Here is a 20370-nt window from a genome sequence, read left to right as displayed (position 1 = left end):
TGAGGCAAAAAAGAAGCGCGGCTATTTCCGCAGCGCGAGGTCGATACCGACTTTCATGCGCAAGCGGCTTGCCGGCAGGATCGATCGGATTTCAGAGGCGGCGCGGGCATTATCCCGCGACCGCAAGGCAACGGAGGTTCCCGAGTAGGCGGGGTTCGCCACGATCGAGACCTCATAAAGCTCAACATTCAGGATGCGCCGACGCGGGGGATCGACCGAGAAATCCCATTTCTCGGAAATAGTGTCCGGCACGTAGAAGCCGAAAGACATTCCCGAGATATCGCCGCGCTGAATGAGTTCACGGACATCGCGGCCATTGGTGGTGTTCGGCAGGTCGATTTCAACCGCCAAACCCTTGGTGTCCTCTTTCAGCCGAAGTGTTCCGGCTGACTTCCGGCCCAAGATGCAGCAGGGGTTATGCTGGTAGAGCGCAAGGACATCTTCGCCGTTGATCGAGCGCTTGAACGCCCCCGACTCGATAACCTCAATGAACTCTTCGGCAATATCCGTTTCCTGCCCGAAGACTGCCGCATAGCCTGCGACTGTCATTTTTTCACCGTCCGCCCTTGTTTCCACCGGGCGGACAAGAGCGCGTATTTCCCGTTCAATCTTGCCGGTCATCATCCACCTGATTTTCGTTGGTATCGTCACCAAGAGGCGGACCGCCGTTATGGCCCACGCCCGCAGTGTTCGTTCCGATTGGAACCGTGCCGCTCTGGATATGCAGACGGTCGGCGGCGGGATCGGGGTTTTTGGGTCGCCCCTCGATTTCCCGCGCTTCGTTCGGTGTCAGCAACGCCGCGTTCACGCCCGCAGCAAGAGCGCGAAGCCGGCTTAGGTAGTCGCCACGCATCAGGCCGTCGAGATTGTGACGGACATAGCGACGGGTCGAGAACCTTCCGAATAGCTTGAGGTTCAACTCACCTTCGAAGGCGATGGCCCACTGGCTGACAATGTGCTTCACCAGATGAAGGTCGTTTTGCTCCACGTTCGAAAAGGTGGCACGGGACAGGTCTTGGAGGAAGTTCGGCGGTATCTGCCACGCGCGCGCGATTTCCTGCACCTGATAGAGCCGGGCTTCGGTCATCTGCCCCTTCGCAGGGTCGTAACCCACCTGCGTGAGCTTGTATCCCGAAGGCAATTGCACAAGTGGCAGATGGTCTTCGCGAGCCGCTTCAACGGCACGCTTCACATCTGACCGCGCCCGTTTCATCGCCTCTGCGTTGGCTGGCAGCGGACCTTCCAGCGCGAGAGGCGGGACACCGCCGCCAGCGAAGAAGTTTGATGCGTAATCGTTCATTGCCAAAGCGAGCTGGATGGCCTTTTCGGCCATCGCAACAGGGCCACGATGGTTGACCATGTTGCGCTTGAGCATGAACGGAATATCGATCACATCAGCGGCCGGGTACTCTTTCCCGTCGAACTTGTAGAAAAGCTTTCCGCCACGTCGAACAACCGAACAGGAGCCGGGATCGATAGGCCATATGGCTTCTACGCTAGCGCCCTTTCGCTCGATCCATGCAAGACCGCGTCCACCTGTGAACACCTGTTCCCAAAAGTAACGACGAAACTTGGAGGTATCCATTTCGTCGTTGGGGTTTTCCTCGATCACGGCGGCGAGTTTGCCGCCGTGCCGAACCGGCCCGCTTTCGACCTTACGGTAAACATGGAGCGGCAGCGATGCCAGTGTCCGGCTAAGGAAGAGAACCGCCGCCTGCACCGCTGGCACTTTGAGCGCGCTTTCAATCGTCACCGAAGGGAGCGAGCCGCCCATTCCGCCGACGCCGAAAAACTCCATGAAGTTTTCAGCACTGACGGGAATGGATTGCGACTCCAGAGAAGCGGACCGCTTCTCCAGTTTCTTTTTCTTCGAACCCATCAGGCCACCATCGTGTAATCAGGATCGTCCCAAGGTGACGCGACTGTAGCCGCAGCGACCGGGCCAACTTCCATCAGTTTGATTGCGTTGAAGAGAGCGCAGAGCGGATCGATTTTCGCTTTGCCTGCGGTTTCCTTGGTGATGAGAACGGCGTTGCCGCGCTGTTCCGCCTTTGCGTTGCCCACGCAGAACGTCATGAGACCCTGCCCGGCATGCCAGAAGGTTTTGTCTTTCAGCTTTCGCTCAAGGCTCCAGACTGCCGAGGACAACCGAAAACCTTGAGGAACGGACGTGACGAGCGGCCGGCCAATACCGTAGCGCGCCAGCTCATCAACCATTGCGCCGACACCTTGCGGGTCGAGACCAATTCCGTATTCGTCCGGCAGCAAACCGGCGTCGCGGACCTTCTTGCAGATTTCCACCACGCCGACGATGTCAGCCGTGGCATCATCGCAGAACGTCAACGACCCTTCTTTTTCGGCGTCCAGAAGATTGGTCGCGATGTCTTTACGGAGATTCAGGACATCGCGCTGACACCAAGCGTGGACCCAGCAGAGCCAATCTTGCGTGAGGCGATGACGTCCGAGGACAGCCAGACCCAAAAGGTCATCAAGTCCGCCACCATCGATTCCGACCGTAGCGACCTCCGATTGCTCCAGAAGATATTCGAGGCTGACGAGTTTCGGCAACGCCCGCTCTTTCCAGAAATGAGAACCGCGCCAGCCGCCGAGAGATTGCCCTACCTCAACGTTGAAATGTTGCGAGGCAAACAACAGAAGGGCGGCAAGCCCTTTCTCTTCCGCCGCCGCCAGCTCGTCCACAAGGAACGCTTCGTCAACGGATCTATTGAGGTTCGGATTGACGATTCCCCAATTTTTGGGATTGCGCCAACCATTGTCGTTCGCCACCTCGAACGGAAGTTCGTACAGGATCGGCAGCAATGAGCGCTTCAATTCGCCGTCCCGGACCTGCCGGGCAATATTCAGTTCGTCCTTGAAAACTCCGGCGGGCGGCGCTTTTGATTGCGTCGTGATGATAAGCAGGAAGCCATCCGGCCGTGCAGCAAGCGAGCCGCGAATTTCGGTCATCAGGTCGGCGGCACGCGGCTTCTGTGCAAACACATGCAGCTCATCTATGAGGATGAACGTCGCCTTGCTGCCGGTGATAACATCTGCCTCCGCAGCCTTGATAACGATGATCGCGCCAGAGGTGCGGTGCGTAATCGTCTTCTGGTGCGTCTGCGGATGGAACAGCGCAGTCAACTGTTCATCAAGCTTGATGATGCCGATTGCCTGCCGAAAGGCGATTTCCGCGATCTTCTTTGTCGGCGCGATCAGCAGCAATTCCGCTTCCGGTCGCATATTCAGGATTGCGGCAGTAACGATGATGCCGGCGGCGATAGAGCTTTTCCCGTTCTTCTTCGGAACCAGCAGGAAGAACTCACGGATCATGCGCCGCTTGGCTTCTACGTCGAAAGAGCCAAAGATGACACGCACAAGGTCAAACACCCATGCATCGCAAGCCTCGCCATATGTCGGCTGGCCGATAATATCCGGCACCCGGAGGCGCTTGAAAATGCGGAGCGCCTTTTCGGCCTCAAAATCAAACAGCGGCAGTTTCGGTATGAGCGACTTGCGCTGCATGATCCGCTCTTTCCAGTCCGGGCATGCCGTTGACCAATCGCGGTCTACCTTTGCCTTGGGACTGGAAAGAGCCATCAATATACCCTTCCTCTGAATTTCAGATCGTCGCCCCAGGTATCGCTTTGCTCCGCCTGTTCAGCATCGCGTTGCGCCTGTTCCTTTTTGCCGATCTTTTCGGGTTTCGGTTCTTCGTCGTCGTCACCGCGATAGGCGCGGGCCGCCACCATGGCGTCGTTCTTCTCGATGACGCGGGAGAGTTCCTTGAAGGCACCGACGTTGCCGGCCATCGCCAAGTCCCAAAGCTTCAAGGCTCTGGCCGCTTCCATCTGGTCGCGCGCGGCAGACCGCTGTTCGAGCACCTGAAAATAATTCTTCCGCAAAGTCGGCTGCGAAATCTTCATGGCGGTGGCAATGCGTTCGTTGCTCCAGCCGAAGGCCAGTAACATCTTGACGCGGTTGATGTTTTCGGAAGTTGCTATGTGGGCTGGTCGGCCACGCTTGCCGTGCCCATCGGGAATTGGCACCCCGAAGAGGTCAAATTTATCGTCCATCCGAAAAAAAATCTCCGCATGAGAGGGACGGCGGTGCGGAGGCGCTCGCCTTCCGAGAGATCAGACCCACCCCTCCCTTCGGGGTCAGGTCACGCCAGCGGCCCTTGCGGCCTTGGCTTTCGCCGTCTTCGTGTTGTGACAGGGCAAGCAAAGGAGTTCGACGTTTGCCGGATCAAGTTCCGCACCGCCGTCTTTTCGCTCGTGGATGTGATCGCCAATGATGCGGCCAGTGGCTCCGCAACGCTGACATCTGTTGCCGCGTGTCCGCTTTAGTGATGACATCAGCGAGCGCCATTCCGTAGACTGATAGAACGCTTCGGCTTTCTTCGGGGGACTACCGATACGGTCAGGTAGTCTGCCGAGACGTGAAGGAAGAGAGGATAGATTGCCCATATCCCTTAGACGAAAAAAGCGACCCCGGAGGATCGCTTTTCTGTTTGGTTCGCCATGGCCTGGACATAGCTTGCGCACCAGCCCTGAATCGGTCCCTCGTCTGCGAGGGCGTCAAGGCGGGGGCTGACCGGTGTACCAACTTCGGGATTGTTATCCCCGCGTTCTACCGCGTTCTCAGAAGCTCACTAGCAGGATCATCAGCTCGTCCGTTGCCAACGTATAGTCACAGCTTTTCGAGGTTTGCAAGAGGGACAAGCATGGGCACTGGCTTGCCGAGCAGCATGATTTCAATCACCGCATCACCTATGCCATCGCCCGGCGCCGTCACCACTGAACCACCTATTCCACCGAACGGACCTTCGGTGATGCGGACCTTTTCACCAGCGCGAACGATGATACCGGGTCGCTCGTAGTCGTAGGCTCCTGCTGCCGCCTTCTCTATGTATTTGTTGACATATTCCTCATTGATGGGAACTGGTGTTTCCCATCCACCAAGCACGCCAATGACATGCTCAACGCTTTCGATACCCGCCATCGCTGTTGTTGAATATACGCAACGAACGAGGACGTATCCGATCAGGACGGGAACATCTGCGGCCGGAATTACCCGCCCACGGCGATGGTAAACCTTGCCCTTTCTCATCGGGACGAGGGTTTCAATATCGCAATCTTCAAGTGATTTTTGCACAGACTTTTCGCGGCCGGTCATCACCCGAAGGCAAATCCATCGAGCATGATTCGGATAGTCCGCCACGATTCGGCGGCTTGCCATGGATAGCCAGCGTATCTTCGCGGCCTGCTCGTCGGCAATTCGTGCGAGCTTGATAAGACCGCTATCCGAGACAGCGCCGTCGAACAGATTGCCTCTATGCTGCATCATCGTTGCGTCCCTCGTTAACGTGCGCCTCAAAGGCGGCCCAAGCTTCGGTCACCGCCAATTCCAAATCCGTGACTTCTGCCGGTACTGGTGGAAAGAACAGCCATTCGACGCCGTTCGGAACTTCGGGCCAAGGAAGCCCCATCCGCTCAAAGAGACGCGCCCAAGCCTTCGAAAGATCGCCGTCGCGATGCGCCTTCTCGAAACCTTCCGATATTCTGAAAATGCTTGGGGGAACCGTCACGCCCTTTCGGTCGCCGGATCGCTCGTCCATCGTGTTGACCTTGGGCCAACCATATTTGCGACGATGATCCCGCAAGGTCGCTTCCGCCTTCTCACCACCAGCATCCACGATCCGGCGAAGGAACGGGGCGAGTTGGGGCATGACCGATGAGATGGGTTGAAGCAACTCGGCACAGCGCCGCGCATGCCAAGCCCTCGTAAATGGACCGTGCACAACAGGCAGCGCGACATCCGACTTCGGATCATCGAGCTTTTCCCAATCGCGGCCAGTCAGGTACGGCCCTGCCCACGGTACTTTCACACCCTTGGTTGCATTGGCCCGTTCGATGTAGAGCGGGGATTTGGCTATGCACTCAGCCCGCTGTGACGGCGTCAGCGCCTGCCATGCACGTTCGGCAGCATAGGCGCTATCGATCTTGCGTGTCGGCCAATCGCCGTACCAACGCCGAAACGCCCTAGCCACAGCCTTGGGGTCTTCCTCCCCTTCCGAAACAGCGTCGCGCGCATCTCCCTCTTGCTGATAATCAGTATTTGCTGAATCTAAGTTATTACTATGTGCCGATTTTACCGGCGACGGCGAAACCGGCGACGGCATTACCGGCGACGGCTTTTCAGTCTGCGGTAAAGATGCAACATTTTGTGGCGCTCCAGCGTCCGTTGCGGCGCGCGGTTCATCGAAAATCACCATGCTTGCAGCGCTGAATCGACCTTCGTCGCGCGTCTGGTCGCGTTCGGCATAGCCGGTTTCAACAAGCTCCGCGATCATCTTGCGAACTTTGTCTCGTCCACAACCGCCCTTGTTGATGATATCGCCAACCACAACGGTCCAGTTGTCCGGCTTAGACAGGAGATAGCAAAGCAGCCACCGCGCATCCATGGACAGCCGCTTGTCTTCAAGCACATGGTTCGGGATGGCAGAATAACGTGCGTTACGCACGCCGCGCCGGATAGTTGCTTCGCCGCTCATGCCGCACCACCTTTCCGGGCCAGCGCTTCCATGAAGCTACGTGCGGCGCTTACGACAGCATCTGTTTCGGCAGGCAGCCGCCCGAAACGGTCCCGCGCTAAAAGAAGAGCCGAAATCTCGATGTTGACCAGTTCTTCACCGCGTGCGAACCGGGCGTTGCGTAGGACGCGATAGATGGCGGTTTGCTCACGGTAGAGCAGAACGACCGGTATTTTGAGCAGCCAGCGCGCCCGCTCCGCATCGTTGACGCAATCCTGTAATTCTTCGACAACCGGAGAGATTCCTGTCATGCCCGGCCCCTTTCTTTCCATGCCTGATAGTCGGCGCGCAGATCGCGAAAAGCTGTCTGCGCCCGAGCTTCTGTGTTGAGTTGTTTTTTGCTGGTGATGCCGATTAGCTTCTTGAGCGTCGTGTCGGCATGGTCCTTGTCGTAAATGGCGCGTGTCGGATCGCGGCGCTCCAGGTATCGATGAAACAGTGGCTCCGCGCAGAGGATCGCGGCGTTAGCTGCAAAGTCGCCATCGCGCAGCCGATCTTGCGGGTGCGGAGGTGGTGACCTGCCTTGGCCCGACCGAAAGGCTACGATTGCCATACGCCGCAGTTCAAGGAACAGGGTGGCATCCGAAAGCGCGCCACTGATAAGCTCGATTTCATCGGGCAAAGCGTCAGCGTAGATTGTGCAAAGCACTGAATGCTCGCCGGTCGAGCGGCGGGCGATCACATGCGTTTGTGTGCCGTCCGTATCGATTTCCCACCGGTCGCCGTGGCACCTGTCGGCAATGGCAGCAATACGGGCGACGCGCGCTTTCTGGCGCTCGAGCGAGGCGTGGGATGACGTCATCATGCCGCACCACGCGAAAGAAAATTAACTCTTCCGAAAATTGCGTCGAGGTAGCTTAGTACTACAATTAATGGATGTAAGGGGGAGAGATGAACCTCGAAATTTTTGAAATGTTGAGCAGGCCTTTTCAACCCCAGTTTGTTGAGAAGGATATCACAGATACATCTGTTCAAGTCGCAAAGCAGTCTTATGCACGTCTGATCGCGATGCTTGGCGATGGGGTAGCGAGGAGCGTCTTGTCCGGTGAGCACTACCTCGACTTGGTGAGAGCGATCGAGGGAAGTTTGATAACCCACCTTGAAGCATCGATTAAGCCTGGAAGAGTAGAGAAACCGCTGGTTCCGATGATCACGGAAGACGGTGCAACTCTTTGGATCTCTGATTTCGATCAGCGTTTTCGAGGACTCAGCGGCATGTCGCGTCCTGTACTCGCTGTATTTGCACTTGCAGGGTTGTGTTACGAAACGCGTGCACTCTGGACCATCGATCCTGAACTTCGCAGGATTGACACGCCCATTATTACACTCGATCTTACCACAGCGATGGAGAGCTACGGTTTCTGGAAGGCTGTACAGCGACGGGATATTGAAGGCTTCGATATGTTTGGTACACGTCAAGCAATCGAAAGCTTCATTGCGGAACAAACCACGCGTATTGACCAATCGCTTTTGCGGTACGGATCTAACGCAGTTGAGATGCAAGATCTTGTCATAAAGACAAGTGAGAACTCCGCAAAACTCTTCGCAGATGTCAGAACTAGTCTCGCGGATGCAACCACCGCCGTTGAGAAGGTGAAACAAGAAGGCCTTGAAAATCAAGAAAGGCTCGAGAAGATCGTAAGCGGTGTGGACGCGGCCGAAGGGCACGTTAGCGCATTTGCCGCGTCCGTGCGTGAGGAGCTTAGCATAGACACGACCAAAAGCCTTTGGAAAGATAGAGCTTTTTGGAGTGCAACTTCCTTTTGGATATCGGCCGTGGTTGTCGCTTTCGCGATATTGGCTCCTCCATTGTGGGCATTGACACACATCGAAACGGTGCTCGCTCTCCTGAAGCGAATAGGCGACGCGGCAACGCAAGGCTTGCCCGTGGACGCGACGGCCGCGCAACTCACCGCCGCTACCATAAGTCGGTTGGTGGTGATATCTGCGCCTTTGGGCCTCTATTTCTGGGCTATAAAGCTTCTGGTACGCTTCAACACACGCTCCATGGTTCTGATGGATGACGCGCGGCAACGACACACCACGATGGACACATATTTTCATCTTATAGAACGCAGCGGTGCTACGACGGAGGAGAGGGGATTGATGCTCAACGCTTTGTTCAGACCATTGCCCGGACAAGGGCAAGAGAATGTCGAGCCACCGAATTTCATGGAGTTGGTCAAAAAGCCTGAATGATATCATTCCGCCCCGCCTTGCGGTGTACCGGCTTGATTTCCCCAAAAGTTCCACATGCCATTTAGACGAATATCGCCTTCAGCTAAGCTGTCGCGGCGCTGGAAAAGCTCAATTTTGCGGAGAGACGGCCATTGCCGCTCGATCTGCGCAGCAAACCATTCCGGTTTGCGGCTATGTTCCGTTTTTGGTTCGGAATAGAGACTTTCGGGCTGCGTTCCCATTTCCGGCGCAAGCGAAATCTTGCCGCGCTTCCCGATAAGCAGCAGTTCATGCCGATCCCGAACCCACCGGCCCATGCCGATGTGCACTTTATCCCACACCTCGCAGGTCACATATTCGAAGCCCCACGCCTCCAAGACGGCGATGCCATCAGGAACGCGGTTAGCTGTCACCCAAAGGAACAGCACGGCATCCGGCGTGAACGGCGTCCTGTCGCCAGCGCACAGTGCCTTGATTTCGTCCACTGACATGGACGGGTATTTGAGGCCCTTGTCCTGTCCGGTTTCGTCGCTCCATGCCTCCTGCTCCCAAGGCGGGTCAGCGTAGCCGATGGCATAGGCGCGGCGGGGGAGGTCGCCGCCCCACTTGCGCCCGGTTTCGGCAATCAGGCTGACTAGGCGGATGCGCGATGCCCGGTTGCTGGCTCGTATCGCCGTGCGGATTTGTTTGCTTTCGGCAGCAATTGCCTTATCCGCCGCGATCAGTTCTCGCGCATACTGTTCTTGCGCCTGCTTAGTTTCCAGTCGCTTGAGCTGGTCCAGCGTCACGCCTTTGTCGTGGCGGGTGCCGCGCAGCATTTGCAAGGCCGTGGCCGAGATTTTCTCGCCGCGCTCAACGTCGAGTTGGATGGTTCGTTCTTTTTGCCCGGTCGCAGCGGCTGTTGCGGCGGTGAAGCGCTCGGCTTTGGAGCCTTCGCAAACTTTGCGAAACCTCGTATGCTGGTTTTCGCCCGCAGCCGTTTCCGGGTGCTTGATAAGGTAAATCTCCTTCCGGCGCGCAAGGAAAAGCGCCCGATCAGTAGGCGTCAGATCGGCCCGGATCAGGTTTTCATCAATCTCACAAAGCTGCCGGTCAAGCTCGTCACCGTCATGGTGGAAGCATAGAACCTTTATGCCGAGGCGGCGGCAGGCTTCCAGCCGGTGTCCGCCAGCACCGAGTTTGACGCTGGCATCCGATTGTCTGCCATAGACTTCGATGGGCTGACGCTGGCCGGCGCGCGTGAAGGCATCCATAAGAGCGAGGACGGTTTTTTCGTCCAGATCACGCAAACGGTTGCCTGCGTCGATGGAGTGCGGGTCACGCGCGACAACAACTTTCATGGCTGGATTGTCGAGCGCATCTGTGTCCGGCAGCTTGCCCAACTCACGAGCGCGAGCCAACACCGCAATAGCTTTTTCGCCGGGCCGAAACAGATTTCCATCCTTCGGGTCGCGCGTGAGATAGCGATGTGCCATTGCAGTAGACGCTGAAATTGTGTCGTTCGCGCCCTTGCACCGAAACTCACCATCGCGAACCGCAGCGGCGATGATCGAAAGGCCGTGGCTTTTGGGCATAGGAAGAGACTGCGCCGCCATTACGCACCACCTTTCCGGGCAGAGAGGCCACGGTCGGTTATGGCGAGGCGGGCGGCACAACCATGGGCGGAAGCGCCGCGCCGCAGCAGACGTTCCGCCATGCCAGGGTGAAACTCAAAGGAAGCAAGGTTAATGGCTTGCCGAACCGCTTTAGGCAACGCGTCGAAACGAGCCATGCGCGCGGTTAGGGTTTCTGGCTGGGAGGACATGTTATCCATCAGTGCGCCCTCGCCAGTCGGTCGAGATACGCTTGCCCATCGTCAGTCACGCAAACGCGCCGGAACTTTTCGAGCCGGACGAAACCCGCAATCATGCAGTGTGCGGCGGCAGGCGCTTCGCCGTCGAGCAGATCACGCGAACCGCCCGCATGTGAAACGCTGCGGAGGAATGCGCGATCTCGTTCCGAAATCGAGCGATTGAACAGGGAAAGGCTGGTCATTGTTCACCGCCTTTCGAGATCGCCTTTGCAAGTATCCGATGAATTTTCGCAACAAGCGAATCCGCAGAGCGCCGCACGTCCTCGGCCTTGGGAAGCATTTCCAGCATTTCCCGGTCGGAGAATTGGCCATCGCTGGCGGCCTCCGAATAGGCCGCAAAGAATTCGGCATGCTCTGTCATCAACTTGGCGGAACCGGAGTGAAGGCAATCACGGCCGCGAGCTTCGCCGGTCGGGTCGAGGACGCTTGCGCCAGTCAGGACGGCCATAGTGCGAGAGACAACAGGCCGGCCCAGATCAGTTTCCAGCACAATGATTTCCCATTGCGCCATCAAGTCGGGATCATGCCAGTTGTTGTATCGGCCGATTTGTCCGACCGAACGGCTAAGCAGCAGCGCCGCGCGATCCATCCCGCCCACAGCCTTGATGAGATCGCGCTGCGCGCCCTTGACCGGGCGGAACCACGGCTGAATTTGGTATTCCTCTTTCTTCATTGCCAAGCTCCAGACGAACGAAAGCGCAATGAGAATTTTTCTGAAAAATTCTCATCGAACGCAGGTGCGCAAAAATGCAAAGTGAGTGGGAGTCAGGCGCCTATGGAGGCCCGCATGCAAAACGAGAGTTACCCGCACTGGAACGACCGGAATATCGCGCTCCGGTGCGGGTCGCGTCAGGCCGGGAGGAGCGCCAACGCGAAGGGAGTGCAAGGCGGGTCATTCTGCCGCCTCCAAACGTCGATGAGCGAAGTTGAATGCTCGGACTATTGCACTCGCAGAAATCAAACCGTTGGTAACATTCTCAATTTTTTCGATGAAATCCGGGCGAGGCAAAATCAAACTAGCCTCCCATCTCGACACCATGCCTTTGGTCGCGCCAACAAGACGCCCGAACGCAGCTTGCGTCAGAAAGTTATTGCGCCGGTATGTTGTGATCGGATGTTCCATAGCTCAGAAGTTTCATAACTTGAAACTTTTTGCAATAGGCTTGGTGTCAACTTAAGCCGACGAAATCTGGCGAAGATGGGATTAAAGTTGCACAATGAGCAACATTGAGCGGATACACTCTGGCAAAACGCCGCGCAGAATCCACTTCATCCCTGAGTGGGCGGAAAAGCGTCACCTCAAGCAAGCCGATATCGTCCGCGAGGTTGGTGCTGATAAGGGGCTTATTTCCAAATGGTTTAAGGGTACGCTCCCCAAACAAGAGTACCTTGAGCGCCTTGCTGCGCTGTTTGGTACTGACATCCCGGGCCTGTTCCGGCACCCGGACGACGATTGGCTCGCGCAGTTCTTCCTCGATAGAACCGAAGAACAGAAGGAAAAAGCGATTTCTATGCTGAGATTGCTCTTCGAAGAAACGGAGTCCAAGGTCAAAAACGGCCGGTAATTGTTTGCCTCATGCGCTTTCGAGCGAATCGCGCCAACTCAAATCCCAACACAGCAAAGCCGCACTTCCTTGCGGTGCGGATTTGTTGCATCTTGTTTCCCGCGAAGTTTCATTGTGTGAAACTTTTTCCCTTGTGTGAAGTTGCAAGTTATGCAACTTTTGTCGGCATCCCACGCCCGTAGCCCAGTGACGGCGCGGGACCAGCCGGGCGGCACACTCTCGAAACGTGAACCAGTCGCCCGGCTCCCTCATCAGGATGGAGACCCGGCATGCATATCAAAACGTCTAATGAAAACGAACTGACGCAGGCGATGGCGGACGCCATCCAGCGCGTGGGCGACGGCTGCACAAAAGCCGATCTGCGGGAGTGGTTTACGGCAGAGGAAATATACCGCTGCGGCGATGCAGCTGTTTCCCGGTTCCACGACATGCGCGTTCAAGACGCGCGTGCTGCGGCCTGAAACGTCCGCTCCGGTTTCCGCCTCATGCGAGGCGGAAACCGGATGGAGAGAGCCTTGATCCAGATTTCACCCATGATCCCGACGGAGCGGCCGCAGCAGCCAACGCCGCCCTACATCCGGTTCTTTCTGACTTGCATTTGTGCCGCCCTCATGCTCGCCGTGATTGGCGCCGCAGCGCTTTGCGCTACCAGCCTCGCCGAGATCAAGCGCCACCACGCCGCCAAGATGAAGATGGTTCCTTATGACAGTTCATACTGAAGCCAGACCTGAAAGCGCGTGCCCATTGCCGCCAGTGCTGGGACTCAATTGCGAACAGGCTGCGGCTTATATCGGGGTTTCCAAATCTCTGTTTGCCGAAATGGTGGCCGATGGCAGAATGCCAAAGCCCAAAAGGGCGAATAGCCGTACGATTTGGGACAGGAGGTCGCTTGAAAAGGCTTTTGGCCGTCTGCCCGGAGGCGACGACGATGAAACAGAGGAATGGGATTTCGCGTAGATGCCCAAGAAATTCGCAAAAAAATATGTAGTCGAAGATCGAACCGGGGGCAGTCTCCGGTTTTATTTTCGGCGCAAAGGCCAACCGAAAGTTCGGCTGCCGGGGTTGCCCGGAACCGATGAATTCAATGCGGCCTACTACGCCGCGTTGGAGGGTGTACAAAAAGAGGATTCCGCCGGCCCTAAAATGGCAGGGAAGGGGACTTTCCGCTGGTTATGCCAGCTCTATTTCCAGAGCGCAGAATACAAACAACTGGACAGCAAGACGCGCTATCGCCGTAAGCTCATCGTTGAGGCGATGTGGAAAGAACCGATCAAGAAGGGAGACAAGAAGTTATTTGAGGACGTGCCAGTGGCTGCATTCACTGCGAAAGCGGTTCGAGTGCTGCGGGACCGAAAGGCGGAAACACCGGATGCGGCGAATAGCTGGCTTAAGGCGTTACGTGCAATATTCGGGTGGGCGACGATGCCAGCCGTGGAATTGTGCGTGACTAATCCGGCCCGAGACATCCCCTATTTCAAAACCGGGTCTGAAGGCTATCACTCTTGGACAGAGGACGAGGTTGACCAGTTCATTGGCAAGCATCCTATCGGCACAAAGGCATATCTAGCCTTGATGCTGATCCTTTTCACAAGTCAGCGCCGCAGCGATATTGTGCTGTTTGGAAAGCAGCATATGACAAAGGGATGGCTGCGCTTCGTCCAGGAGAAGGACAAGAAGCGAAAACCTCGCAGGTTGGAAATGCCGCTGCATCCCAATCTTGTTAAGGCAATCGAGGCCGGCCCATGCGGCGATCTGACATTACTTGTCACCGAGTTCAATAAGCCCTTCACGTCGAACGGCTTTGGCAACTGGTTTCGGAAAAGATGCAATGAAGCCGAGCTGACGCATTGCAGCGCCCACGGCCTGAGAAAAGCTGCCGCTGCACGGCTCGCAGATCGCGGTGCGACGGAACATCAGATTATGGCAATTACCGGCCATACGACGTCTAAAGAGGTAATCCGCTACACCAAGGCGGCTCGCCAAAAAGTGCTTGCAAAGAGCGCCGTAAAGCTCATGGATCAGGCTGTAGACGACGGCGACGACTGACCAAAAGAAGAACAAAAGTGTCCAACTTTTCTAGGTGGTGTGAACTACTTGGACACTTTGGAACAGAAAACCTAAGCAAATCAATATGATTTTTAGGTAATGGTACCCCAAGCCGGGATCGAACCAGCACTCCTTGCGGAACCGCATTTTGAGTGCGGCGCGTCTACCAATTCCGCCATTGGGGCAACGGTGGTAATGCCACGGCGTCTATCACGGCCAATGGCATGCGTGCAACCCCAAAGCTGATTTTTCCTGTCTAATGACGTGCGTTTGCAGCCTTCATTTCAGAGCTTTTACCGGGCGGGGAATGAAAGGAGAGTCGCGTTTGTCCGTCCCGTATCGGTACACCGACGGTTGTGGCGTTAAAGCAATATTAGATACCACTAATAAATTAGAATATACACAATTGCTAATTGAATTATGATGTTTGCGTGGAGTTTCCACGCGGGGCGGGAGAAGCCAGAACTCATAGGAGGAAATTATGAGGGCGCTTTCTCGCAATTTGTTACTGTCTGCCTGTCTGATTTTACCGGTCAACGCCCACGCGCTGGATATCGGGATTGGCGGTGAGAACGGGGTGAATGCCAGTGTGGGCGGCAATGGCAGCGGTGGGCTCGGTGTCGATGCTTCCGTGGGTGGCAGCAATGGCGTCAATGCCAGCGCTGATGTCGGCGGCAGGAGCAGTGGCGGACTGGGCGCGGATGTCAACGCGTCGGTCGGTGGCAGCAGCGGGGTTAATGCGGATGTCAACGCATCCGTCGGCGGCTCKAGCGGTGTCAGTGCGGGCGCCAATGCTTCGGTTGGCGGCTCCAGCGGCATCAATGCCAATGTTGGTGCGAATGTGGGCGGATCGAGCGGTCTTGGCCTTGGTGTCGGGCTTGGCATCGGCGGCTCCAGCTCGCCAGGCAATCCGGGGAACCCCGGTAATCCGGGCAATCCTGGAAACCCCGGCAACACGGGGCCGGTATCGCCCGGTGGCATGCGCAATGCCATACAGGCCTATAACGACATGTCGCGAAACGAGCAGATCAAGCTTGCCCGTCGTTGTGTCGATATTCTCGGCGGCGGATATGACGCCGCACTGACCCAATTGTGCAAGATGATCCGGACGGCCTCGCGCTGACGCAGCGTCAGCCCTGTGGATAGTCAGATACCAAACCGAAGGATGCTGCGGCATCCTTCGGGATTAACTGTTCTTGCGCCCGAAGGAGAGGATTTTCTGGCGCAGGCTGCGGGCGAGGTTGCGGGTGTTGCGATACATGTCCACCTGCGTGGAAACCTGTCGCACGTCACGGTCGCTGTTCTGCGCAAGCCCGACGACCAGAGTGCCCATTTCCTGCCGTTCCTGCCAGAAGCGGCTCATGATCGGATGATCGGGCACTGCGCAGCTGTCGCTGCGCAGAATATTGGCGTCGTCCAGCTGCCAGTCGGTCAGTTTCTGCACCAAAAGTTTGCCGGGTGAAAACCGCGAATAGGATTCGTCAAAGGCGGTCTTCCACGTATAGGCCTCGCCAGCCGTCATGAAGACGATCATGGAGGCGATGGCGCTGCCATTGAGATCGATGGTGTGAATGCGCACCGCATCCGCTTCGGCCAGATTGGTGATTGCCTCGCGGGCGAAGGCGGCGCGATAGCGGTCATTCACCAGCGCGCTGCGTTTGCGGCCTTTCCAGCCACTCGCTTCCAGCGCCAGGAATTCCTCCATGCGGTAGCGTATGTCCTTCGGTTGCCGGGTAACGGTGTAGGAAAGGGCCCCGAGTTTTTCGAGCTGTCGCCACTGCCTGCGCATTTCCCGCAAATGATGTGGCGCAAGTGAATTGCGCAGATAGGCTTCGCCGTCCAGAAGGCTCTCCAGCATCGGCCGCTGATAGTTACCAGTCGTCGTCACCGGCAGGTTGCGGCTGATTGCTATGGCCTTGAACATCCGGGCAAAAGGCCCTTCAAGCCGTACATCCGGCAGTACCAGAACATTCGGCAGGCGCATTTCCCGGTCGGAAAGGGCATCGAAAAGATTGTCGAGCGTTTCTGCGGCACCTTCGGTATCGACCAGCGGCGTGCCGAGAGGGCCGAAGGGGTTGGCCCAGCCACGGATGATGGAGGGACCGATGGAAAAACCTGGCTTTTCCACGGTGAAGGGCATCAGAAAGCGCATGCGGCTTCTAGCGCCGTTCTCGTCGCGAATAAGGGCGAAGCGCACGGACTTGTCATCGATACGCGGCATGGCGGGTGCAAGAAGCCGCCCTGTGAAGAAGACATTTGCCTCCATGACGCGGTTGGACAGGAAGTCGAGTTCTTCCTGCATGTCGTAACCGAGCCGGCCAGGATAGATGCAGAATTCGCGGCCGTCGCGTCCCACGCGCCGGCTGCTGTCGGCCACGGGGCGGTCACGCTCCGTAGACGCCATCAGCGCAGCGATGCGCGGGTCCTGAAAATCCGGATTCTTTGGGTCGCTGGACATGCTTATCGTTACACCGCCTTCCCAGTGTCTTGACCCGCCCGGGGATCGTTGAAGGCAAAAAGGACGATCCCGAGTGTGCGGCGAATGGCAATATGCAATAGCACAGCTTCTATACACATTGCTATCGCGACAGCTGCCGCAGCGCCTGTCAGACCATAGACCGGAATCAACACCATGTTGAGTATAATGTTACAACCGAAGATAATAATATAAAGAGCTACGCACAATTTTTGTTTGCCGGCCATATTCAGCAGCGTTTCTCCCGGGCCGATCAGTGCTTTTGCGAGGAAGCCGGCAAAGAGGAAGAACATCAGCTTGTAACCCTGTACGAAGCCGGGACCGAACAGGGACAGCAGAAACGGCCCTGCCAGAAGCACGAGACAGCCAACGGCAAGCGATGGCCAGAAGGCCCAGCGCGCCGCCTGGCTGGCGAACCCGGCCAGCCCCTGCCTGTCATTGGCAGCAATGAGCGCGGCCAGACGTGGGGCCGCAGCCGCCTGCACGGAAAAAAACACGAATTGCATCAGCACGATGGTTTTTGCCGCGGCAAAATAGATGCCGACCTGATCCGGCGGCAGATATAGACCGACGATTACCACATCTGAGTTGGTCATCAAAAAACCGATGCCGTCGATCAGGAACATCGGAAAGGCAAACCGTATCCACGGACGGAAATGCACCCTGCGGGCAACGCTGCGGAAATGCCGGTTGAGCCGGCGGTTCATGAACACGAAGTGGAAAAGCGTGGTGACATAGGTGGCCAAAAGGGCCGCAAGCATCGCTGTCGTCGCGGTTTTTTCCGCGCCGAGAAGGATCGCCACCAGCATGAACAGCAGGATCAGCACCGGGCGGATGATATAGGTGGGGCTGAGGGCTGAAACCGCCCAGCCGTTGGCACGAGCTGTCCCGTTCAGCACATCGCCAAGCGCCACCATCGGCAGGGTGAAAAGCGCCAGCGAAACCGGAATGAGGTAATAGGCGGAGATGCGCTCGCCGAAGAAATACAGGAAGACGAAACCGAAAAATGCAAGCGCGCTGGCCGAAAGCATGGCGAAGAGACGCGCTGTCGAGGTTAGACCCATGATCTTGTCATGGGCATCCTCCAGGCGGTAGCCGGGCAAAAAGCGGATGACGGTGGTGTGAAAGCCGAGACAGGAGAGGTTGCCGAACAGGATGACCAGAACCCAGACAAAGGCGAACAGGCCATATTCGAATTCGCCCATCAGGCGGGCAAGGATGATCTGGGAGATGAAAGCGATACCGGCGCTGATGATGCGCACCGCAAAGGCGACGAGCGCCATGCGCTGGGCCCGGGAGACATCGTCTCTGCCGGAAACGACGACGGCGATTTTTGCCCCCAGCGGCGCCAGTTTAGCGCGCAGGCCTGCGGGTAAGGCTTTTTCCGCCGTGTTGAGGATAGCCATAATCCACACGCCATCATTTCCAGTTGAGTAGGCAACTGGATTATAAGCACCTTATCATTAACGAAGGGTTTGGGAGACAGGCACCTGTGTGCCGATATTGGCCACCTGCCTCGGTTTGCGGATCCCGTTGAAGAGAAAAAGGGCAAGCGGACTACGGCGTATCGCCTGATGCAGCAGATAGGCCGTTATCGTGGTGGCGACGACGATGATGGCGAATTCCAGGATCGGCGGCAGCGAGATCAGGATGAAGAGGGTGCCGAAGGCATAAATCAGCGGGTGGTGAACCAGGTAGATGGTGAAGGAAGCGTCGGTCATTCTCCTGGCAAGCCGGCTTGGCCGGTCGAAAAAGCGGCAGGCGATATCGATCAGCAGGCGGCTTGCCGCCACGGCGGCGATTGTGGAGACGAGTATCAGCAGGGCCGAGTTCGAAAAAGGATATTCCAACCGCAGCGTAACCGCTGTCGCGATCCCGGCAAACGCGATGACGCCCGTGAGGATGCCCGTCTGGCGGAAGCGGTGAAAAAGAGCCCGGTCGCGATGAAGCAAAGCCCCGATAAGGAAGAACGGTACGTAACGCGCGTAAGGGTCGGAGGCCCGTTCATAGAGAACGAGAAGGCTGTTCCCATTTTTGCCAGCAAGCAGGCCCGAACCGTAAACCGTCAGCTCCCATAAAACAGGGAAGGCGCAGAGCGCTGCGAAAAACGCGGCTGGATATTGACCCCGCATCCTGCCGAACCAGTCTCTTGCATAGGCGAGGGGCGGGCGCCCCGCCAGAAATAGCAGGCCGGCAAGCAGACCCGAATACGCGATAAGGGCGGGTAGGAACCATAGATGCATGATCCATTGCTCACCCGGAAACAGCAAATCCGGCAGGTTCGCGAGCAGCCGGTCGGCGGGAATATCACCTTTGGCGATACCTGCCAGTTTCAGCAGGAAAAGCTGCGATGGCCCAAGCAGGAGCACGGCCACGATGAAAGGGACGCCAAGGCGAAGGAAGCGCTGTCTGAGCCATGGCATCTTGCCCTTCCTGCCGATGACCATGGTGGAAAAATAGCCGGCCACCAGAAAAAACGAAGGCATGCGGAAGGTGACGAGCGCTGCCCCAAGCGCGGTCAGGACTGGGCTGGTCTCGAAATCCTTGATGTCCCAGGGCAAAGCATAGCTGTAGAGCAGGGAGGCGTGATAGGGTATGCCGAGCAGCATGAGGAGTGCCCGCAACGGGTCCCAATAATGCTCATAGTCTGATTTGCCCGGTTGCATTTTCCCCTCGCGTGACGAACGCGATCCCGCCTGATCCGTAACGATCAACACGACTATTGGTGGAAAACGCTAATAAACCCTTCATGCACCCGACGGGGTGGGCGGGGCCTTTTTCTTGGGCATGAGGTCAAGCACCAGTGCGCAGCCCAGAATGATGATACCGGCACCGAACAGCTGGGGAAGCGACAGGGGTTCGTCGAGCACCAGGGCGCCAACAAGCACCGCCACGACGGTGACGGCAAATTCCACGCTGATCGCCTTCGTTGCGCCGATCGAGGAGACCAGCTTGAAATAGGTGATGTAGGTCAGGCCGCTCATGACGACCGCCTGTATCAGAAGATAACCGTAATCGACGAGATCGGGCGTTCCGGGCAAGGGCACAGCGAAAAGAAGCGGCAAGGTCATCAGGCCGCCTGTCAGGAAGGAACCGATGGTTATTTCCCAGGATCCAACCCCCTTGAGGTGCAGGCTCGCAAAATTGCTGCCATAGGCGGCACAGATGCAGGCGGCGACAGCGGCAGCACAGCCAATGACAAAGCCGGATGTGACAGGAACAGCGGGAAAACCAACGAGCAGGACGATGCCGGCAAAGCCGATGACGAGACCGGCAATACCCTGCCGCGTCAGGCGTTCCAGACCCCAAATCTGCGAGATCAGCATTGAAAAAAGCGGGATGGTCGCCACCAATATGGCTGCCATCGCAGTGCCGATCTGAGGCGTCGCGTAGGACAGGCCGATCAGTTGCCCGGCGACCGTCGTTGCGCCGACGATTGCGAAAGCGCGCCAGCTTGCGGAGAATGCCAGCTTCCGGCGTGCCGCACGCGCAATGAGAAAGAGTGCTACAGCGGTTATGAGCGAGCGAAGCGTGACTGCGCCAATCCAGCCGAAGGCTGCGACGACATGTAGAAGCAGCAGGAAAGACACGCCCCACGTAATCGCGAGAAAAATATAGGCGGCAAGATCGCGAGGGGCCATGAAAGCAGTTTCCGCAAGAT

The 20370-nt window shown here is 57.2% G+C and carries 23 protein-coding genes and 1 tRNA gene; 6 read left to right on the top strand and 18 right to left on the bottom strand.

Annotated features, from left to right (window positions below; genetic code table 11):
• Nucleotides 1–21: 21 nt before the first annotated feature.
• The 9 genes from AC1DCP_RS11305 to AC1DCP_RS11265 all read right to left on the bottom strand — a co-directional run bounded on the left by AC1DCP_RS11305 (nucleotide 22) and on the right by AC1DCP_RS11265 (nucleotide 7397).
• Nucleotides 22–621: an HK97 family phage prohead protease gene (locus AC1DCP_RS11305; protein WP_476774277.1), complete on the bottom strand. Its 600-nt coding sequence runs from the start codon at nucleotides 619–621 to the stop codon at nucleotides 22–24.
• On the bottom strand, nucleotides 605–1879 hold the full coding sequence (locus AC1DCP_RS11300) for a phage portal protein (protein ID WP_111795419.1): 1275 nt from the start codon (nucleotides 1877–1879) through the stop codon (nucleotides 605–607). Before AC1DCP_RS11300 ends, AC1DCP_RS11305 begins: the two co-directional genes overlap by 17 nt.
• Nucleotides 1879–3597, bottom strand: coding sequence for a terminase large subunit (locus AC1DCP_RS11295; protein ID WP_112515155.1), 1719 nt, complete (start codon nucleotides 3595–3597; stop codon nucleotides 1879–1881). The genes AC1DCP_RS11300 and AC1DCP_RS11295 overlap by 1 nt, the downstream gene beginning before the upstream one ends.
• Nucleotides 3597–4073, bottom strand: coding sequence for an AraC family transcriptional regulator (locus AC1DCP_RS11290; protein WP_476774276.1), 477 nt, complete (start codon nucleotides 4071–4073; stop codon nucleotides 3597–3599). Before AC1DCP_RS11290 ends, AC1DCP_RS11295 begins: the two co-directional genes overlap by 1 nt.
• Before the next feature lie 84 nt (nucleotides 4074–4157).
• The gene (locus tag AC1DCP_RS11285) at nucleotides 4158–4355 is read right to left on the bottom strand and encodes an HNH endonuclease (protein WP_416333323.1); all 198 of its coding nucleotides are present in this window, start codon (nucleotides 4353–4355) and stop codon (nucleotides 4158–4160) included.
• 334 nt (nucleotides 4356–4689) lie between these two features.
• The gene (gene nusG / locus AC1DCP_RS11280) at nucleotides 4690–5343 is read right to left on the bottom strand and encodes a transcription termination/antitermination protein NusG (RefSeq protein ID WP_476774275.1); all 654 of its coding nucleotides are present in this window, start codon (nucleotides 5341–5343) and stop codon (nucleotides 4690–4692) included.
• Nucleotides 5333–6553 carry a helix-turn-helix domain-containing protein gene (locus AC1DCP_RS11275; protein WP_476774274.1) on the bottom strand — a complete coding sequence of 407 codons (1221 nt, stop codon included), beginning with the start codon at nucleotides 6551–6553 and terminating at the stop codon, nucleotides 5333–5335. Before AC1DCP_RS11275 ends, nusG begins: the two co-directional genes overlap by 11 nt.
• Nucleotides 6550–6843, bottom strand: coding sequence for a hypothetical protein (locus AC1DCP_RS11270; protein ID WP_476774273.1), 294 nt, complete (start codon nucleotides 6841–6843; stop codon nucleotides 6550–6552). Before AC1DCP_RS11270 ends, AC1DCP_RS11275 begins: the two co-directional genes overlap by 4 nt.
• Nucleotides 6840–7397 carry a hypothetical protein gene (locus AC1DCP_RS11265; protein WP_476774272.1) on the bottom strand — a complete coding sequence of 186 codons (558 nt, stop codon included), beginning with the start codon at nucleotides 7395–7397 and terminating at the stop codon, nucleotides 6840–6842. The genes AC1DCP_RS11270 and AC1DCP_RS11265 overlap by 4 nt, the downstream gene beginning before the upstream one ends.
• Nucleotides 7398–7483: 86 nt before the next feature.
• On the opposite strand from AC1DCP_RS11265, the gene AC1DCP_RS11260 reads away from it, so the two are divergent.
• Nucleotides 7484–8791: a hypothetical protein gene (locus tag AC1DCP_RS11260; RefSeq protein WP_476774271.1), complete on the top strand. Its 1308-nt coding sequence runs from the start codon at nucleotides 7484–7486 to the stop codon at nucleotides 8789–8791.
• Nucleotides 8792–8793: 2 nt separating this feature from the next.
• Here the strand turns inward: AC1DCP_RS11260 and AC1DCP_RS11255 are convergent, their stop codons facing one another.
• The 4 genes from AC1DCP_RS11255 to AC1DCP_RS11240 form a co-directional block, all read right to left on the bottom strand.
• Nucleotides 8794–10365 (bottom strand): MT-A70 family methyltransferase, encoded by a 1572-nt coding sequence (locus AC1DCP_RS11255; RefSeq protein ID WP_476774270.1) that lies wholly within the window; start codon nucleotides 10363–10365, stop codon nucleotides 8794–8796.
• A 217-nt stretch (nucleotides 10366–10582) separates the two neighbouring features.
• Nucleotides 10583–10804, bottom strand: coding sequence for a hypothetical protein (locus tag AC1DCP_RS11250; RefSeq protein ID WP_476774269.1), 222 nt, complete (start codon nucleotides 10802–10804; stop codon nucleotides 10583–10585).
• Complete coding sequence (locus tag AC1DCP_RS11245) at nucleotides 10801–11295, bottom strand: hypothetical protein (protein ID WP_476774268.1); 495 nt, start codon at nucleotides 11293–11295, stop codon at nucleotides 10801–10803. The genes AC1DCP_RS11250 and AC1DCP_RS11245 overlap by 4 nt, the downstream gene beginning before the upstream one ends.
• A 219-nt stretch (nucleotides 11296–11514) precedes the next feature.
• The gene (locus AC1DCP_RS11240; RefSeq protein ID WP_333704466.1) at nucleotides 11515–11745 is read right to left on the bottom strand and encodes a helix-turn-helix domain-containing protein; all 231 of its coding nucleotides are present in this window, start codon (nucleotides 11743–11745) and stop codon (nucleotides 11515–11517) included.
• 94 nt (nucleotides 11746–11839) lie between these two features.
• On the opposite strand from AC1DCP_RS11240, the gene AC1DCP_RS11235 reads away from it, so the two are divergent.
• From AC1DCP_RS11235 to AC1DCP_RS11220, 4 genes are all read left to right on the top strand, one after another.
• Entirely contained in the window at nucleotides 11840–12187 is a 348-nt protein-coding gene (locus AC1DCP_RS11235; RefSeq protein WP_476774267.1) for a helix-turn-helix domain-containing protein, read from the top strand.
• Between the two features lie 269 nt (nucleotides 12188–12456).
• The gene (locus tag AC1DCP_RS11230) at nucleotides 12457–12648 is read left to right on the top strand and encodes a hypothetical protein (protein ID WP_333704464.1); all 192 of its coding nucleotides are present in this window, start codon (nucleotides 12457–12459) and stop codon (nucleotides 12646–12648) included.
• Between the two features lie 54 nt (nucleotides 12649–12702).
• A complete protein-coding gene (locus AC1DCP_RS11225; protein ID WP_476774266.1) occupies nucleotides 12703–12906 on the top strand; it encodes a hypothetical protein in 204 nt (67 codons plus the stop codon).
• Between the two features lie 238 nt (nucleotides 12907–13144).
• On the top strand, nucleotides 13145–14233 hold the full coding sequence (locus AC1DCP_RS11220) for a site-specific integrase (RefSeq protein WP_476774265.1): 1089 nt from the start codon (nucleotides 13145–13147) through the stop codon (nucleotides 14231–14233).
• A gap of 100 nt (nucleotides 14234–14333) precedes the next feature.
• Here AC1DCP_RS11220 and AC1DCP_RS11215 read toward each other — a convergent pair.
• A tRNA-Leu gene (locus tag AC1DCP_RS11215) sits at nucleotides 14334–14418 on the bottom strand.
• Between the two features lie 296 nt (nucleotides 14419–14714).
• On the opposite strand from AC1DCP_RS11215, the gene uppQ reads away from it, so the two are divergent.
• Nucleotides 14715–15356 (top strand): polysaccharide biosynthesis GNAT family N-acetyltransferase UppQ, encoded by a 642-nt coding sequence (gene uppQ, locus AC1DCP_RS11210; RefSeq protein WP_003511246.1) that lies wholly within the window; start codon nucleotides 14715–14717, stop codon nucleotides 15354–15356.
• Between the two features lie 63 nt (nucleotides 15357–15419).
• Here uppQ and AC1DCP_RS11205 read toward each other — a convergent pair whose 3' ends face one another.
• The 4 genes from AC1DCP_RS11205 to AC1DCP_RS11190 form a co-directional block, all read right to left on the bottom strand.
• A complete protein-coding gene (locus tag AC1DCP_RS11205) occupies nucleotides 15420–16691 on the bottom strand; it encodes a GNAT family N-acetyltransferase (protein ID WP_003511245.1) in 1272 nt (423 codons plus the stop codon).
• A gap of 8 nt (nucleotides 16692–16699) precedes the next feature.
• Complete coding sequence (gene uppV, locus AC1DCP_RS11200) at nucleotides 16700–18115, bottom strand: Wzx-type polysaccharide biosynthesis protein UppV (protein ID WP_019564817.1); 1416 nt, start codon at nucleotides 18113–18115, stop codon at nucleotides 16700–16702.
• A 57-nt stretch (nucleotides 18116–18172) separates the two neighbouring features.
• Nucleotides 18173–19375: an acyltransferase family protein gene (locus AC1DCP_RS11195; RefSeq protein WP_081308484.1), complete on the bottom strand. Its 1203-nt coding sequence runs from the start codon at nucleotides 19373–19375 to the stop codon at nucleotides 18173–18175.
• An 81-nt stretch (nucleotides 19376–19456) separates the two neighbouring features.
• Nucleotides 19457–20350, bottom strand: coding sequence for a DMT family transporter (locus tag AC1DCP_RS11190; RefSeq protein ID WP_013761727.1), 894 nt, complete (start codon nucleotides 20348–20350; stop codon nucleotides 19457–19459).
• Nucleotides 20351–20370 lie beyond the last annotated feature (20 nt).

The sequence above is a fragment of the Agrobacterium sp. 10T429 genome (genome assembly GCF_056393925.1).
Note: the sequence above shows the minus strand (reverse complement) of the source record. Positions and strands in the feature narration are given on the sequence as shown.